This window comes from Rhodococcus wratislaviensis, from assembly GCF_041228765.1.
Classification (GTDB): Bacteria; Actinomycetota; Actinomycetes; order Mycobacteriales; family Mycobacteriaceae; genus Rhodococcus_F; species Rhodococcus_F wratislaviensis.
Genome location: NZ_CP150488.1, coordinates 4,677,446 through 4,692,409, shown reverse-complemented (window position 1 = coordinate 4,692,409; position 14,964 = coordinate 4,677,446). Strand labels below are relative to the sequence as shown.

General features: G+C 66.9%; 10 protein-coding genes. 3 read left to right on the top strand and 7 right to left on the bottom strand.

The annotated features are described in order from the left end of the window. Positions 1 to 85 precede the first annotated feature (85 nt). The 4 genes from WKC72_RS21650 to WKC72_RS21635 are packed head-to-tail and all read right to left on the bottom strand — an operon-like array spanning position 86 to position 5,491. Positions 86 to 1,252, bottom strand: a complete 1,167-nt coding sequence (locus WKC72_RS21650; protein WP_370179086.1) for an NAD(P)/FAD-dependent oxidoreductase — start codon at positions 1,250 to 1,252, stop codon at positions 86 to 88. Positions 1,253 to 1,300: 48 nt separating this feature from the next. Further along, complete coding sequence (locus WKC72_RS21645) at positions 1,301 to 2,449, bottom strand: Glu/Leu/Phe/Val dehydrogenase (protein WP_037239379.1); 1,149 nt, start codon at positions 2,447 to 2,449, stop codon at positions 1,301 to 1,303. 36 nt (positions 2,450 to 2,485) lie between these two features. After that, positions 2,486 to 4,042, bottom strand: coding sequence for an aldehyde dehydrogenase family protein (locus tag WKC72_RS21640; RefSeq protein WP_370179083.1), 1,557 nt, complete (start codon positions 4,040 to 4,042; stop codon positions 2,486 to 2,488). Then, on the bottom strand, positions 4,043 to 5,491 hold the full coding sequence (locus WKC72_RS21635; RefSeq protein WP_037239365.1) for a VOC family protein: 1,449 nt from the start codon (positions 5,489 to 5,491) through the stop codon (positions 4,043 to 4,045). 170 nt (positions 5,492 to 5,661) lie between these two features. On the opposite strand from WKC72_RS21635, the gene WKC72_RS21630 reads away from it, so the two are divergent. After that, on the top strand, positions 5,662 to 6,591 hold the full coding sequence (locus WKC72_RS21630) for a LysR family transcriptional regulator (protein ID WP_037239362.1): 930 nt from the start codon (positions 5,662 to 5,664) through the stop codon (positions 6,589 to 6,591). Positions 6,592 to 6,612: 21 nt separating this feature from the next. On the opposite strand, the gene WKC72_RS21625 is transcribed toward WKC72_RS21630, so the two are convergent. After that, positions 6,613 to 7,743 (bottom strand): CdaR family transcriptional regulator, encoded by a 1,131-nt coding sequence (locus tag WKC72_RS21625; RefSeq protein WP_037239359.1) that lies wholly within the window; start codon positions 7,741 to 7,743, stop codon positions 6,613 to 6,615. A gap of 296 nt (positions 7,744 to 8,039) precedes the next feature. Between WKC72_RS21625 and WKC72_RS21620 the strand changes: the two genes are divergently transcribed. Then, positions 8,040 to 9,464, top strand: coding sequence for an amino acid permease (locus WKC72_RS21620; protein ID WP_370179078.1), 1,425 nt, complete (start codon positions 8,040 to 8,042; stop codon positions 9,462 to 9,464). A 78-nt stretch (positions 9,465 to 9,542) separates the two neighbouring features. Here the strand turns inward: WKC72_RS21620 and WKC72_RS21615 are convergent, their stop codons facing one another. After that, positions 9,543 to 12,392, bottom strand: a complete 2,850-nt coding sequence (locus WKC72_RS21615; protein WP_370179076.1) for an FAD-binding and (Fe-S)-binding domain-containing protein — start codon at positions 12,390 to 12,392, stop codon at positions 9,543 to 9,545. A 51-nt stretch (positions 12,393 to 12,443) separates the two neighbouring features. Here WKC72_RS21615 and WKC72_RS21610 point away from each other — a divergent pair, with 51 nt between their 5' ends. Beyond that, positions 12,444 to 13,172 (top strand): GntR family transcriptional regulator, encoded by a 729-nt coding sequence (locus tag WKC72_RS21610; protein ID WP_037239349.1) that lies wholly within the window; start codon positions 12,444 to 12,446, stop codon positions 13,170 to 13,172. An 8-nt stretch (positions 13,173 to 13,180) separates the two neighbouring features. On the opposite strand, the gene WKC72_RS21605 is transcribed toward WKC72_RS21610, so the two are convergent. Beyond that, positions 13,181 to 14,905: a PucR family transcriptional regulator gene (locus WKC72_RS21605; RefSeq protein ID WP_370179073.1), complete on the bottom strand. Its 1,725-nt coding sequence runs from the start codon at positions 14,903 to 14,905 to the stop codon at positions 13,181 to 13,183. Positions 14,906 to 14,964 lie beyond the last annotated feature (59 nt).

Sequence of the window (14,964 nt, the reverse complement as noted above, 5' to 3'; positions counted from 1 at the left end):
CGCTGCGTGCGAACCCAATCGGCGGGATGCCTCGTGTCCTCGGGCCACTCGGCAGGTGATTGTCTGGCGGTGTAGTGGGTGGAGGTCAGACGATGTTCGTCTCACCTGCGCCGATACCGGCCTGCGCGAAGCGTCCCAGGGCGAAGGAGCTGATGTCGTATCCGGGCTCCTTGCCGTGGTAGAGGTCGCACACGATTTCACCGGTCGCCGGTCCCATCAGGAAGCCGTGGCCGGAGTAGCCGGTGGCGATGAACAGGCCCTCGACCTCGGTGGAGCGGTCGATGATCTGGTTGCGGTCGGGGGTGACCTCGTAGAGGCCGGCCCACCCGGTGCTGATGCCGTAATCCAGTACGGCCGGCACCCGGGTCTCGGCGATCGCGCCCAGTCCCATCAGCCAGTCCTCGAGTTCGAACTTGAGGTTGAATCCCTCGCGCTCGTTCGGGTCGGACCAGCCGAGAAGCAGACCCTTGCCTTCCGGGTGGAAGTAGAAGTTCGACGGGAAGTCGATGGTCAGCGACGGCGAGGACTCGGGCAGCTCGGAGAGCGGCTCGGTGAAGGCGATCTGTCGACGGACGGGAACGACGGGGATGTTCACCCCGAGCATGTCGCCGATGCCGGCCGACCAGGCTCCGGCGGCGCAGACCACGGTGTCGGTCTTGATGCGTCCGTGTTCGGTCACCACAGCGGTGATCGTGCCACCTGTGCTCTCGATGTCGGTGACCGCGCAATGACGGATGATGCGGGCGCCGTGTCGTCGGGCAGCGGCGGCGTATCCCATCACGACCGATTCGGGGGTGGCCTTGCCGTCCTGGGGCGACCAGGACGCGGCGAGGAGTCCGTCTGTACTGATGAGCGGCGAAATCTTCTGCGCTTCTTCGGGGGTGACCATGCGGCTCGGAACGCCGTGGCGGTTCTGCAGCGCGACGCTCTCGGTGAAGATGTCGATGTTCGTCTGGTCCGAGAGGAGGTAGAGGTAGCCGTCGCGGCTGAAGTCGATCTCCTGGTGGTACTCCTGCGCGAACCGCGAATACACGTCGAGGCCGCGCAGACCGATCGCGATGTTGGCCTCGTTGCTGAAGGAGGCGCGAACACCGCCGGCGGCCTTGCAGGTCGAGCCGCACGCCAACTCGTCCTTCTCCAGGAGGACGACGTCGGAGACCCCGGATTCGGCGAGGTGGAACGCAATGCTGGCGCCGATGACGCCGCCGCCGATCACGACGACGGATGCCTGCTCGGGGAGTTCCTTGCTCATGTCGTCCTCTTCTTTCCTTCGAGAATAGAGATGTAGTGCCCGGGTCGGTCAGAATGCGGCGTTCTGCGGGGCACGCCCGCGGAGCACCATGGCTTCGCGAACGCGCTCCTGGGCGGTGGCGCGGGCCACCTCGTGGGTGGTCCGACCCTGAGCCTTCGACGCATCGAGGGTGTCGATGGTGCTGGCGCGCAGCTTGTTCGAGATGTTGTCGAACACAGCTGCCGGTTCGGGACGGATTCCGGAGAAGCGGGCATCCATCGCCACGGCTGCGGCCACCACACCGCCGGCGTTGGCGATGAAGTCCGGAACCACGGTCACGCCGCGGTCGAACAGCACCGACTGCGCCTCGGGGCTGCTCGGCAGGTTCGCGCCTTCGATGACGATCTTGGCCGGCAACGTGCGGGCGAGATCGGCGTCGATGACGTCCTGCAACGCTGCCGGGATCAGGACGTCCGCCGTCACCGAGAGTTCTTCCCCGGCAGCGAGAGGCTTGGCGTCGGAGTACTGGTCGACCAGTCCGTCACCGTACTGATCGCGCAGGTCGAGCAAGGTGGCGACGTCGAGCCCGTCCGGGTTGTGGATGCCGCCCTGCGAGGTGGACACAGCGACGACGGTCGCCCCGAGTTCCGCGAGGCGCTTCGCGGACGCAGCTCCGACCGCTCCGAAGCCCTGAATGGACACGCTCAGCGAACCGGTGGACAGGCCGAGGGCTTGCGCAGCGGCGTCGGCCGACTCCGCGACACCGTGGCCGGTGACCCCGAGCTGGTCGTACGGGAGCCCGCCGAGCGCGTGGGGGGTGCCCACCGCGCCGCCGCGACCGCCGACCTCGTCGAGCATGATCGCGGCGTCCTTCTCGGTCAATCCCACGTCGAGTCCGAAAACGTACTCCTCGGGGACCTCGTTGCGCAGTGCCCGGACGAAGGCACGCAGGACCGCTTCCTTGGAGGAGGCGGTCGGGTCGGCCCAGATGCCGGCCTTGGCGCCGCCGTAGAACAGGTCGACCCCCGCCCACTTCCAGGTCATGTTGCGGGCCAGCCTGGCGACCTCGCCGACACTGACCGTGGTGGACATGCGGGTGCCGCCCTTGCCCATTCCGCGGGCGGTGTTGTCGATGACCAGAACGCCGCGCATGCCGGTGCGTGCATCGGAGACACACACGACCTTCTCCGGGCCCCATTCGTCGATCAATTCGAACATCGTCGTTGCTCCTCGTGCGATTCGAAAGGGGGGATGTCAGCCGAAGTTGACGCCCTGAGCGAGGGGCACCTCGCGGGAGTAGTTGATGGTGTTGGTCGCGCGGCGCATGTAGGCGCGCCAGGCGTCCGAGCCGGATTCGCGGCCGCCGCCGGTGGTCTTCTCGCCGCCGAACGCGCCGCCGATCTCTGCGCCGGACGTGCCGATGTTGACGTTGACGATGCCGCAGTCCGAACCGTCGGCGGCGATGAATCGCTCCGCCTCACGCTGGTCGGTGGTGAAGATCGACGACGACAAACCCTGCGGGACGTCGTTGTGCAGGGCGATCGCTTCCTCGAACGTGTCGTAGGTCAGCACGTAGAGGATCGGGGCGAAGGTTTCGTCCTTGACGATCTCACTCTGGGTCGGCATCCGCACGATCGCCGGCTCGACGTAGTACGAGTTTTCGCTGCTCGGGCGGCGCTTGCCGCCGACGAGGATCTCGCCGCCCTGTGCGACAGCCTTGTCGAGGGCTGCGGTCATGTTGGCGTGGGACTTGCCGTCGATCAGCGGGCCCACCAGGGTGCTGTCGGCGAACGGGTCGCCGATCGGGAGGCGGCCGTAGACCTGGGAGATCCGGTCGATCAGCTCGTCGGCGATGTCCTGGTGGACGATGATGCGGCGCATCGAGGTGCAGCGTTGGCCGGCGGTGCCGGCGGCGGCGAAGACGATTCCGCGGGTGGCGATGTCGAGGTCCGCGGACGGGGTGACGATCGCAGCGTTGTTTCCGCCGAGCTCGAGGATGGCGCGGCCGAAGCGGGCGGCGACGCGGGGAGCGATCTGCTCACCCATCCGCTCGGAACCGGTGGCACTGATCAACGGCACCTTCGGGCTGTCGATCAGGGCCTGGGTGTCGGCGGCGCTCGCCGAGACGAGGACGTTCAGGTTGGCCGGGGCGCCGGATTCTCTTGCGGCACGGTCGAACAGCGCCGAGCAGGCGGCGGCGGTGAGGGTGGTCAGCTGCGCGGGCTTCCAGATCACCGAGTCACCGCAGACGATGGCAAGAGCCAGGTTCCAGGACCATACCGCGGCCGGGAAGTTGAACGCCGAGACGACACCGACGACACCGAGCGGGTGCCAGGTCTCCATCAGTCGGTGTCCGGGACGCTCCGAGGGCATGGTGCGGCCGTCGAGCTGCCGGGACAGACCGACCGCGAAGTCGCAGATGTCGATCATTTCCTGAACCTCGCCGAGGGCCTCCGAGCGGATCTTGCCGACCTCGATGCTGATCAGGTTGGCGACGTCTTCCTTGTGCTCGGTGAGCAGTTCGCCGAGGCGTTTGATCAGGAATCCGCGGACCGGGCCGGGAACGGTGCGCCACTGCAGGAAGGCCTCGTGGGCGGCATCGATCGCGGCCTCGACGTCGGCGGCGTCTGCGGCGGGATAGTCGAAGAGGCTCTCCCCCGTGACCGGGGAGCGGGTGGTGATGGTGTTGTCGACCCCTGCGGTATCGAGTACGGCCGGGTCGACCCCACATCGCTGCAGGCTGGTGCGTGCGAGGGTGCGCAGTTCGTCGGTGGTGGGCAGGGCGATGGTCTCGGCGACAGCGGTGCTCATTTACTTGACTCCTTGGGTAGCGATGGGTGCCGGTTCTTCGATGGGTCCGCGGATTCCCAATTGGTTGGCAACGTGATCGAGGGATGCGCGGCGGATCCCGTCGTAGAGCGTGTACTGGTCGTGCAGTGTGCGACCCAGAACTCCTTCCATCCAGGCGGCGTCGATATCGGTCGTCGACTGCGTGGTGTCCTTGTGTCCGTCCGAGGTCAGATTGGACTGGAAGATCCCGGCCGCGGATTTCGGCAGAAAGTCCTCGTAGACGATCGGCTCCGGGCGGACCCAGCCCTGATCGATCAGATCCTGTAGTGATCGTCCGGGCACCGTGCCGTTGCGTTGCTTGTCGGTGTCGACCCGGTAGGTGAAGTACGCCAGATCGTGGAGCGCGAGCCCCTGTTCGGTGGCGGGCACCTGCTGGTTCCACAGCGCCGCAGCGATCTCGTTGCGTACCTCGGCCGACACCGGCGCGGTCGCGGCCGCCTCCCTGACGGCCTGCTCGATCTCGCAGGTCAAGCGGTCGTAGACCTCGCGGCCGCGGACGGTGGCGGCGATGCCGCGGGCCTCGACCTCACCGAAACGCACTCGCAGTGAACCCTTCTCGACACTGCCGTCGGCCTCGCGGAACACCCGTGGTTCCGCGAGAGCCCGGAACGAGGTCTGCCGCAACAGCAGATCCGGACCGGCCCATCGCGGCGGACCCTGGATCGTGTCGATCATGTCGATCCGGCGACGCTCCATGCGGGCGTAGAGACCGTCGATGTCGAGCACACGCGGGGTCAGGTGGTTGATGTGTGTGCTGGCGACACCACCGATATCGGCGGCCACCGAGGAAACCTGCTCGAGTTCGCGGTACCAGGCGCGGTCGACGGCCTCGGTGGACAGCGTGAATGCCGCAGTGGCCAACGTCAGGAACATCTCGGCGTCACCGGAATTCAGCCCCCGGTACTCGGTGGCCCGGTCGGCGAGTACCAGCAGTTCGGCGGTGAACAGCCTGCGCTTGGCGAGGAAGCTTTCGAGGCGTTGCTGCAGATCGGCGCTGAAGAAGCGGCGATCCGAGGGCACCAGCATGGAGGTGAACACCCGGAAGGGGTTGCGCGCCAGTTCGTCCGGGCTCGTCGGACGGAAAGCCGTCGAGACGACCGGAACCGAACTGGCAGCGGCCTCGCGCAGGTCGTAGAACCCCACCGGGTACATGCCCATTGCCGCGAACACGCGGGCGACCTGGGCCATCTCCTGGGGGGTGCCCACTCGGATGGCTCCGTGACGTTCGGCGGTGATCCGGGCGATGGAACCCAGACGTTGTGCGCCCGCACCGAGATTCGACAGCACGGTGTCGTTGACGGCCTGCGATACCTCGAGCAACGTGGTGTATGCGGGAACTTCCTTCCCGTACATGTGCGAGAGACGGCGAGCGAACTCGGCGCGCAGTTCCCACTGCTGGGTGATCGGCATGGCGTGCAACTCCAGGGTCGACGAGGATCGGGTGAGATCGAGATCGTGGTCGCCGGCCGGCTCCGAAGAGCCCCGACGTGTCCGACGTTTCGTTCCGCACGTTCATCGTGGTCCGCGGAAATCAATAGCACCAGCGAAGAAAGTTAGCCACAACCGTTTAGAATCTCTATATGAATATGAGCTTGGCGCACCTCGTCGCACTTCGAGAGCTGGCCCGGCGCGGAACGATGGTCGCGGTCGCCGAGGAACTCGGGTACACCGCGGGCGCCGTATCGCAGCAGATCGCAGCCTTGGAGAAAGCCGTCGGCTCCCGGCTCGTTACCAGGGTGGGTCGCAATGTCGTGCTCACCGATTCCGGCACCGTCCTGGCCGAGCATGCAGTGAAGATCTTGAGCGCGGAACAGAGTGCCCTCGACGCGCTGCGCGCGGTGCACGACGACGTCGCTGCGCCCCTTCTTCTCGGCACCTTCGGTAGTACCGCTGCGGCGTTGTTGCCACCGGTGGTCGCCGCAGCGCAGCGCAAATACCCGCATCTCGCCCTGAGCAGCCGGGAACTCGACGTCGACGAGGCCGCCACCGCGGTCCAACGCGGTCAGGTCGACGTCGCCTTCGGGTTGGACTACCCCAATTCACCGATGCCCCGCACACCGGATATCGAGATGATCACCCTGCGCAGCGAGCGATTCGGGCTCGCCGTCTCCTCTGGCGCCTACGGCATCCGCACCGAAGGGACCATCGATCTGCGCGAGGCCGCGGAGTGGAACTGGATTCTGCCGCCTGCGGAGACTCAGTTCGGTCGCGCTGTCCGCATCGCCTGCCGCCAGGAGGGTTTCGAGCCGATCGTGCGGCACGAAATCGTCGATACCGCGGTATCTCTGGCACTGGCCGGGAAGGGGCTGGGGGCCGCTCCGGTCACCGACATGATGATCAGGCTCAACAGTTCGGTGCCGATCATCCGGGTCGACCTCGAGCAGGAGATCGGTCGGCGGATCGTCCTCATACGCCTCGCCGGCTCGGAGACCAGGCCTACGGTGCGGGCCATCACCGACATCGTTCGCGCCGCGGTCGACCCGGCGTCGACGACGGCCGAGAAGATCTGATCGCCTGATCGGACACAGCAGTCAGGTCTGCTCGCCGTTGCGGCCCTCCTCGGTGCCGAGGTGCTCGAAGATGAAGCGCCCGAGGGTGAGGCCGACATGCAACTCGAGGCGCTGCGCACCCACCGAGAGATCGAGGCCCGTGATTTCCTCGATCTTCGCGAGGCGGTAGTACAGCGTCTGACGGTGAATGCCGAGGACACCGGCCGTTGCGCCGGTGTCACCGGCCTGGTCCAGGTAAGTCTGCGCGGTGACGAGCAGGTCGACGTTGCGGTGGTCGAGCAGGGCCCGCACGGACGGGGTGAGGACTGCATCGGCGACGACGCCGGTGGGCCCGCACGAGGACAGCCGGTAGACGCCGAGTTCCTCCCAGTACGCGATCGGTCCCATCGATCCGTCGTGCCGGGCGACCCGGACGCCGAGTTTGGCTTGCTGCCAGCTTCGGCGGGCAGCTCGCAACCCCTGGTACGAACCCCCCACCCCGACCAGGGCTCCGGCACCCGCACCGCTTTCGGCAATGGACCGAACGGGGTCTACGGCGCCGTCGACGGCGGGAACCATGACCGCGGTCAGGGATCCGATCGGTGCCAGCAGAGTGCGTGTGCCGGGGGCGGGCAGGAGACCGTCGACGGCCAGCACGGTCAACGCGCCGCCGTCCGGAAAGAGCCCGGAGTCTTCGATGCGAGTAATCGCACGGGCGAAGGCCTTTCGGTCGCCTTCGAGGAGGTCTGCGACGGCGACCGCCATATCGTCACGGCCCCGGGCGGTGTGTGCGAGTTGCGCCCCGGCCTGGCCGGCCAGGGACATTGCGGGGGTGAGATCGCCGTCGGACACGGCGCTGTTCTCATCCGGCAGGACGAACAGATATCCGTACGCCGCGCCTGCGTAGCGAGCCGGAAGACAGATCCGCGGCGACGCTTCGATATCCGGATTCTCTGGCGTGATCACCGGGCGCGTGGTATCAGCAATCCCGAAGCTTTCGTACCACGCGCGAGCCTCCGGCGGGCAACTGCGCGTGAGGATCGACTGCACCCGATCCTTGTCGACGTCCGGCGACTGGGTGCTGTAGGCGATCAGCGAAAAGGCCCGGTCGACCAGGACGACCGATGCCGACAGGCGTTCGGCCACCTCGGTGACCACTTCATCGAGATTCACTTCACCATCTCCGTGAACAGCGTATTTCGTGAGCGATAACTATGGCGATCATTCGGAGTCGGCCATACATGTGTCTGACTGACGGGGCGGAAAGTTCTGGCACATGTCCCTAGCATGCTACGCGGTGGGCCGTTACGTTGATCACACACGAACGGAAGTTCGCCATCTCGCCGGGCCCTGGACGGCACTTCCGTCCTCGGCCCGTCACGGTATCGCGGCGTCCGATCACGCCTGCGACCACCGGGGCACAGTTCGCGCTTTCGATCTCGTGTCCGACTCGACCTTTGGAGCGTTTGATGTCCACTCTCGAACAACCGCCCGAGACGTTGCAGAAGTCTCTGAAACAACGACACCTCACCATGATCGCGATCGGGGGTGTCATCGGCGCCGGCCTCTTCGTGGGCTCGAGCGCCCTGCTACACACCTCCGGCCCCGCCGCATTCGTGTCCTACGCCATCACCGGTGTCGTCATCGTCCTCGTGATGCGCATGCTCGGCGAAATGGCCACCACCAACCCGTCGACCGGGTCGTTCGCCGGCTATGCGCGCAAGGCCTTCGGGGGGTGGGCCGGCTTCACGACCGGCTGGCTGTACTGGTTCTTCTGGGTCGTCGCGGTCGGCGCCGAAGCCGTCATCGGCGGCAAACTGCTGCAGCGCTGGATCGACCTGCCCTCCTGGGTGATGGCGGTCGTCCTGCTGTTGGCCATGGTCGCCACGAACCTCCGCTCGGTCCGCAACTTCGGCGAGTTCGAATACTGGTTCGCAGGAATCAAGGTCGCCGCGATCCTGCTGTTCCTCGCCCTCGGTGCCGCCTACGTCTTCGGGCTGTGGCCCAGCCATTCCGCCGATTTCTCCAACCTCACCGATCACGGCGGCTTCACCCCCAACGGCTGGACCGTCATTCTCTCCGGCGTCGTCGTCGCCGTCTTCTCCATGGTCGGCCCCGAAATCGCCACCATCGCCGCCGCCGAATCCGCCGAGCCGGAAAAGGCCGTCGCCAAGGCCACCAACTCCGTGATCGCCCGCATCGGGTTCTTCTACATCGGCTCCGTGCTGCTGCTCGCCATCATCGTCCCCTGGACCGACGTCGCGGTCGGCCAGTCGCCGTTCGTCGACGCCCTCACCCACATGGGCATCCCCGGCGGACCCGACATCATGAACGCCGTGGTGCTCGTCGCCGTACTCTCCTGCCTGAACTCCGGCCTCTACACCTCCTCGCGGATGCTCTTCACCCTCGCGCACAAAGGCGATGCGCCACAGAGCATCGCAAAGCTGGACAAGCACGGCGTCCCCCGCAACTCGCTGCTCCTTGCCACCCTCGTCGGCTTCGCCTGCATCGGCCTCGACTACCTCTCCCCCGACACCGTCTTCGCCTTCCTGCTCAACGCCTCCGGCGCCACCATCCTGATGGTCTACCTCATGATCGCGATGTCGCAGATCAAACTGCGCGGCCTGATGACCCGCGAAGAAGTCGCGCAACTCCGCCTGAAGATGTGGCTGTTCCCCTACCTGTCGATCCTCGCCGCCGGCGGCATCCTCGCCGTGCTGGTGTCGATGTTCTACGTCGAATCGTCCCGCTCGCAGATCTCCCTGAGCGTCGGAGCCCTCATCGCGACGTTGATCGCCTACCGGCTTCGCCGGCGCATCAACCCGCAGAGCCCGCTCGCGAACAACATCTCCGCTCCCGCTCCCGGGCCGATCACCAGGCCCGCCTCGAAGTAAGACCCGAGAGGGGTGCTCCCGCACATGCTGTGCGGGAGCACCCCTCTCGAAGTTCATCGTCGGAGGGACCACCGAGCGTCAGTCCTGTCTTCGCGCAGCATCGGCGTCGAGCTGCGCGGCGAGCAATTGCGCCAAGTGGTCACCGCGGCGATCGGTCAGATCCGACAACTGGGTCCGGCAGGAGTAACCGTCGGCCAGGATCGTGGTGTCCGCATCCGCCCCGGCCACGGCGGGCAGGAGCTGCTGCTCGGCGACCGCCACCGACACTTCGTAATGCCCCTTCTCCACCCCGAAGTTGCCGGCCAACCCGCAGCATCCGCCCAGCCGCTGAACCTGTGCACCGGCCCTCTCCAGAAGCTGCGCGTCCGGACTCCACCCCATCACCGAATGATGGTGGCAGTGCGGCTGCGCGACAACGGACTTGCCTTCGAGAGACGGCGGTTCCCACCCTCGGTCCGTCAACAGTTCCGCGAGGGTGCGGGTTGCGTCGGCGACCGGTTCGGCCGCCGACCTACCGAGCAGTTCCGCGGCGTCCGAGCGCAGCACACCCGTGCAGGACGGCTCCATTCCGACGATCGGAATTCCGGCCGCGGCGCTACCGGCCAGTGCGTCCACGGTGCGGCCGAGGATCTTCTTCGCCGCGGTGAGCTGCCCGGTGGAGATCCAGGTGAGCCCGCAGCACTGCTGCTTGTCGGTCAATTGCGGCCGGTAGCCGGCGGCCTCGAGAACCCGCACCGTGGCGTGTCCGACCTCGGGGGTGAAGTAGTTGGTGAACGAGTCCACGAACAGCAGCACCGGGTCACCGGTGGTGGCGCGGTCGTGCTCCGTGGTCTTGAACCAGGACCGGAACGTCTGCTTCGCGAACGGTGGGATGGTGCGGCGCTTGTCCACCCCAGCCGACGACAACGCCAGCGGTCCGATGCCGGGAACCCGCATCGTGGCGTTGACCAGACCGGGTGCGTGGCCGGCGATCTTCGCCCAGCGCGGAAGCCATCCCAGCGAGTAGTGCGAGGCGGGGCGGATGCGGCCCTTGTAGCTCTGGTGCAGCACTTCGGATTTGAACGCGGCCATGTCGACACCGGTCGGGCAGTCCGAGGAGCAGCCCTTGCAGGACAGACACAGGTCGAGGGCGTCGTGCACCTCGGGCGAGCGCCAGCCACCGTCGATGTCGGTGCCGTTGATCATCTCCTGGAGCACGCGCGCACGGCCGCGGGTGGAGTCCTTCTCCTCGCGGGTCGCCTGATACGACGGGCACATCACTCCCCCGGTGGCGGTGTTGTCGGCCCGGCATTTTCCGACGCCGGTGCAGCGGTGCACCGCCTGGGTGAAATCTCCGTCGTCGTGGTGGTAGGCCAGGGCCAGGTTGCGGCGCAGGAGTGGGGCTGCGGGAATGCGCAGGTCCGCGTCGACCGGGCGCGGGTCGACCACAACACCGGGGTTGAGGATGTTGTCCGGGTCGAAGACGTGCTTGACGGCAGCAAAGAGGTTCATCGCGTCCGGTGAGTACATCAGCGGCAGGAGTTCGCTGCGGGCGCGGCCGTCCCCGTGCTCACCGGACAGGGATCCGCCGTAGCCGGCAACGAGTGTGCTGGCCGCGATCAGGAAGTCCCGGAAGATGCCGTCGCCGCCGGGCTTGTCGAGCGGCCAATCTATGCGCACGTGCATACAGCCGTCACCGAAGTGCCCGTACGGCAGTCCGGTGACGTCGAATTCGTCCATCAGGGCGTCGAAGTCGCGTAGGTAGTTGCCCAGCATGGCCGGTGGCACGGCCGCGTCCTCCCATCCCGCGTGTGCGGGAAGGCCGGCAGGACTGCGGCCGGCGAGTCCGGCACCATCGGCGCGGATCCGCCACAGCTGGGCGGTGCGGCCCTCGTCGGTGACCACGAGGCTGTCCACGGCTCCGCAGTCGCGTCCGACCTGCCGGGCCCTGGCGATGGTCTCGTCGAGGTCGTCGCCGACGACCTCGACGAACAACCAGGCCGCCCCCGCGGGCAACGGCGGAACCGCATCCGGGCCGCGGCGCTCACGCACCACCTCGACGATCCGGGAATCGATACCCTCGCAGGCGGTCGGATCGAACTTCAGCACCAGCGGGGTCGCGTCACCCGCCGACGCGATGTCGGCGTACCCCAGCACGACCAGGACGCGGTGGGCGGGCTCGGACACCAAGCGGACTGTCGCGCGGGTTGCCACCGCGAGGGTGCCCTCCGTGCCGACCAGCATGCGAGTCACATCGAACCGATTCTCCGGCAGCAGGTGTTCGAGGGCGTATCCGGACACCTGACGGCCGAATTGTCCGAGCTCGGTGCGGATGGTCGCCAAACCGGCGCGGGTGACCTGCTGTAGTGCACTCAGCGCCGGGGAGGCCGTCACCTCACCGGCCGAACCCAGTTGCAACGACTCCCCCGTTCCGGTCAGAACGTGCAAGCCCTTCACATTGTCCGAGGTCCGGCCGTATCCGAGCGTGCGTGAGCCGCAGGCATTGTTTCCGATCATGCCGCCGATGGTGCACCGGGTGAACGTCGATGGGTCGGGCCCGAATCGGAGGCCGTGCGGTGCGACGGCCTGCTGCAGCACCGTCTGAATCGTGCCCGGCTCGACGGTGGCGGTCTGTGCGTCGCTGTCGATCGAGAGCACCCGGTTCATGTGCCGGCTGAAGTCGAGAATCAGTCCCGTCCCGACGGCGTTACCCGCAACGGACGTGCCGCCACCGCGAGAGGTCAGCGGTACGCCCTCTCGGCGGCACACCGCGAGGGCGGCAGCGACCTCGTCGGCATGGCGCGGCCGCGCAACGACCAGCGGTCGCACCCGGTACAGGGACGCATCGGACGAATAGGCAGCGCGGGTGGTGCCGTCGGAGAGAACGTCGCTCACTCCCGAACTGCGCAGCTCAGCGGCCAGTGATTCAGCGGAGATCATTCGTAGCATGCTACAACCTCTAGCATGCTACGAACAGCCCCGTGTTGTTACAGTGATCGGGTGGCAGACGAAGCGCTCGAACTCGAACCGCTCACCCCGTTCGCGGGACGACGGATGGAGCAGGCGATCGCGGCGGTGCGGGCGGCCATCGACGACGGCCGCATGAAACCGGGAGTGAAGTACTCGGTCTACCAACTCGCCGAGGGTCTGGGCATCTCCCGAACCCCGGTGCGGGACGCTTTACTGCGCCTGGAAGAAGTGGGAGTCATCAAGTTCGAAGCACGCCAGGGCTTCCGCATTCTCCTCCCCCAGCCGAAGGAGATCGCGGAGATCTTCGCAGTCCGGTTGGCCCTGGAACTACCCGCGGTCCGCAAGGCCGCAGCCGTCGCCGACCCCACGCTTTCGGATGCACTGCAGCGGCAACGACGCCTGATGCAGGACGCCGCCGCCGGCGGCGACGAACACGAGTTCGCCCATCATGATCTCGGGCTTCACGACCTGATTCTCGACGCCGCCGACAACGCCCGAGCCCGCGCGATCGTCAAGACCCTTCGCGAGACCACCCGGCTACTCGGGGCCAACACCGCCGACAAGACCAGAACACTCACCGACATCGACGACGAGCATGCGCCCATCATCGATGCCATCATCACCGGGGACCCCGACGGAGCCGAAGCCGCCATGCGCGTTCATCTGGTCAACACCGGGAAACTCCTTGTCGCCCAAGCTGTTCTCAGCGACGACTCCGGCCTCTCCGTCGACGAGATCTGGTCCGCCGTCATCTCCTGACCAACGCATCAACCCTGCGGCGGCTTCTCCGGTGTCGCGCGCCGGTGCACGGCAAGTTGCAGTTCGAACAGCAGCCGGTCGGCGGCGTCCTGCAGACCGATCCCGATGATCTCTTCCACTCGGCGGATCCGGTACCGCAGCGTGTTGGGATGCACGCTCAGTACGGTGGCGGCATTACGAACGTCCCCGTGCTCGGCGAGGTAGGTCTCGGCGCTCTCGCACAGGTTGGAACCATGCTTGCGGTCGTACTCGTACAGCGCATCGACGCGCGGATCGTGCAGTTCCGGGTGTTCGCCGACGAGGTCGAGGATCTCCCCGAGCAGCACCGCAGTGCGGGATTCGGCGAGGGTGGTCACCCGCCCCTCCGGGAACGTCGCGGCAGTGCCGTCGAGGACCCTGTCGACCTCGATCCGCGCCGCGGCCACCTGCGCGAGATCGGGAACCGGAACGGCGATGGCGGCCCGCAGCACGATCGACCGCTTGGCCTCGAACTGGTCGACGAGCTGCCGCGTCCACGCGGTGACCCCTGCAGCGGACTTGTAGCGAGGAAGGAGCACATAGGCGCGATCACCGATCACGGTGGCGACCGAATGGCGGCTGAACGAGCTCGCGTGCAGGCGGAGCATGCTGCCCATTCCGGCGAACTCGCCGGTGGCCGTCGAGCTCTCCGAGCCGGTCGGCGCGAAGCCCACGACAGCGGCCGCGCCGCTCATCGGCAAGTTCAGGGAACTGGCCACGGAGGGAACGTCGACGCCCCCACCACGCGCACCGAACAACCGCTGGACCAGCAGCCCCTCGGTGGAGGGGGCGTTGAGACTTCGGGAGATGATCCGGGCTGCGATTGCCGAAGCGCCGCGCAACACGTCCACCGCATCGGGGTTGAACGGTGCGTCGCCCTGTTGCACCCAGATCGAACCGAGAAGCCGGGGTGCGGTCGAGGTGTCCTCGGTGGACTGGCGGATGCTGACCACCAGGCGTCGCTTGGTGGCGAGGTCCTCGTGCGCGGGCACGTCGATGACCTCGTCGCTTTCACGGAGCCGGTCGAATACTCCCCACTTCTGCAGTGTCCGCAGGTAGTCGCGCGGGCCCTCGCGGCCGAGGATCGACAAGGCTCGCAGTTCGTCTGCCGCTTCGTCGGACGCAGAGTATGCGAGCACCTTCGACTGGGCGTCCTCGATCGAGACCATCCCTCCGGCATTCTGGGCGACGATCTGCGCGAGGCCGAACAGGTCGGTGTCCGTGGCGAGCAGATCCGGGTCTGCCGGCGCGCCACGCCCGCGGCGAGAGCGGTCGAGCATGCGCTGGACCAGCGGGAACACGTGATCCCATCGGGCCTTCGGGTGCACCGCCACGAGGGCGACGCCGGCACGGCGCGCCGCCGCTTGCACTGCGCGCGACTCGTGCGCCGTCTTCGACATCACCGCATGCGGCCGGTGCTCGCGCGCACGACCGGAGACGTCGTCGAACCAGCGCACGGCGTCGGCGTCGGCAACCCCCACATGGAGATACAAATCCGGCATCGGAGATTGCGATTCGGTTTCGACCGCCAGGTCGGAGCTGTCGACGAGCGCCACCGATGCGATGAGGACGTCATCGCCCGCAGGAGCGTCGATCAGTTCGACGACGGCGGTGTCGAGAGCACGGAGAAGCTCACGCAGCGTGATGGTTTCGACAGAGGTAACGGGCGCCGCGGCTGCCGCGGCTGGGTTTCGATTTCCGGGAGTCACCGACATCGCTCCGTCCGAAAGGGGAGAAAAGGTTTAGCCAACAGTACAACCATCAGAACCATTTC

Coding starts and splice junctions, on each gene's coding strand:
- WKC72_RS21650 (WP_370179086.1), bottom strand. CDS start 1,252: ATGAGCAAGGAACTCCCCGAGCAGGCATCCGTCGTCGTGATCGGCGGC.
- WKC72_RS21645 (WP_037239379.1), bottom strand. CDS start 2,449: ATGTTCGAATTGATCGACGAATGGGGCCCGGAGAAGGTCGTGTGTGTC.
- WKC72_RS21640 (WP_370179083.1), bottom strand. CDS start 4,042: ATGAGCACCGCTGTCGCCGAGACCATCGCCCTGCCCACCACCGACGAA.
- WKC72_RS21635 (WP_037239365.1), bottom strand. CDS start 5,491: ATGCCGATCACCCAGCAGTGGGAACTGCGCGCCGAGTTCGCTCGCCGT.
- WKC72_RS21630 (WP_037239362.1), top strand. CDS start 5,662: ATGAATATGAGCTTGGCGCACCTCGTCGCACTTCGAGAGCTGGCCCGG.
- WKC72_RS21620 (WP_370179078.1), top strand. CDS start 8,040: ATGTCCACTCTCGAACAACCGCCCGAGACGTTGCAGAAGTCTCTGAAA.
- WKC72_RS21615 (WP_370179076.1), bottom strand. CDS start 12,392: ATGCTACGAATGATCTCCGCTGAATCACTGGCCGCTGAGCTGCGCAGT.
- WKC72_RS21605 (WP_370179073.1), bottom strand. CDS start 14,905: ATGTCGGTGACTCCCGGAAATCGAAACCCAGCCGCGGCAGCCGCGGCG.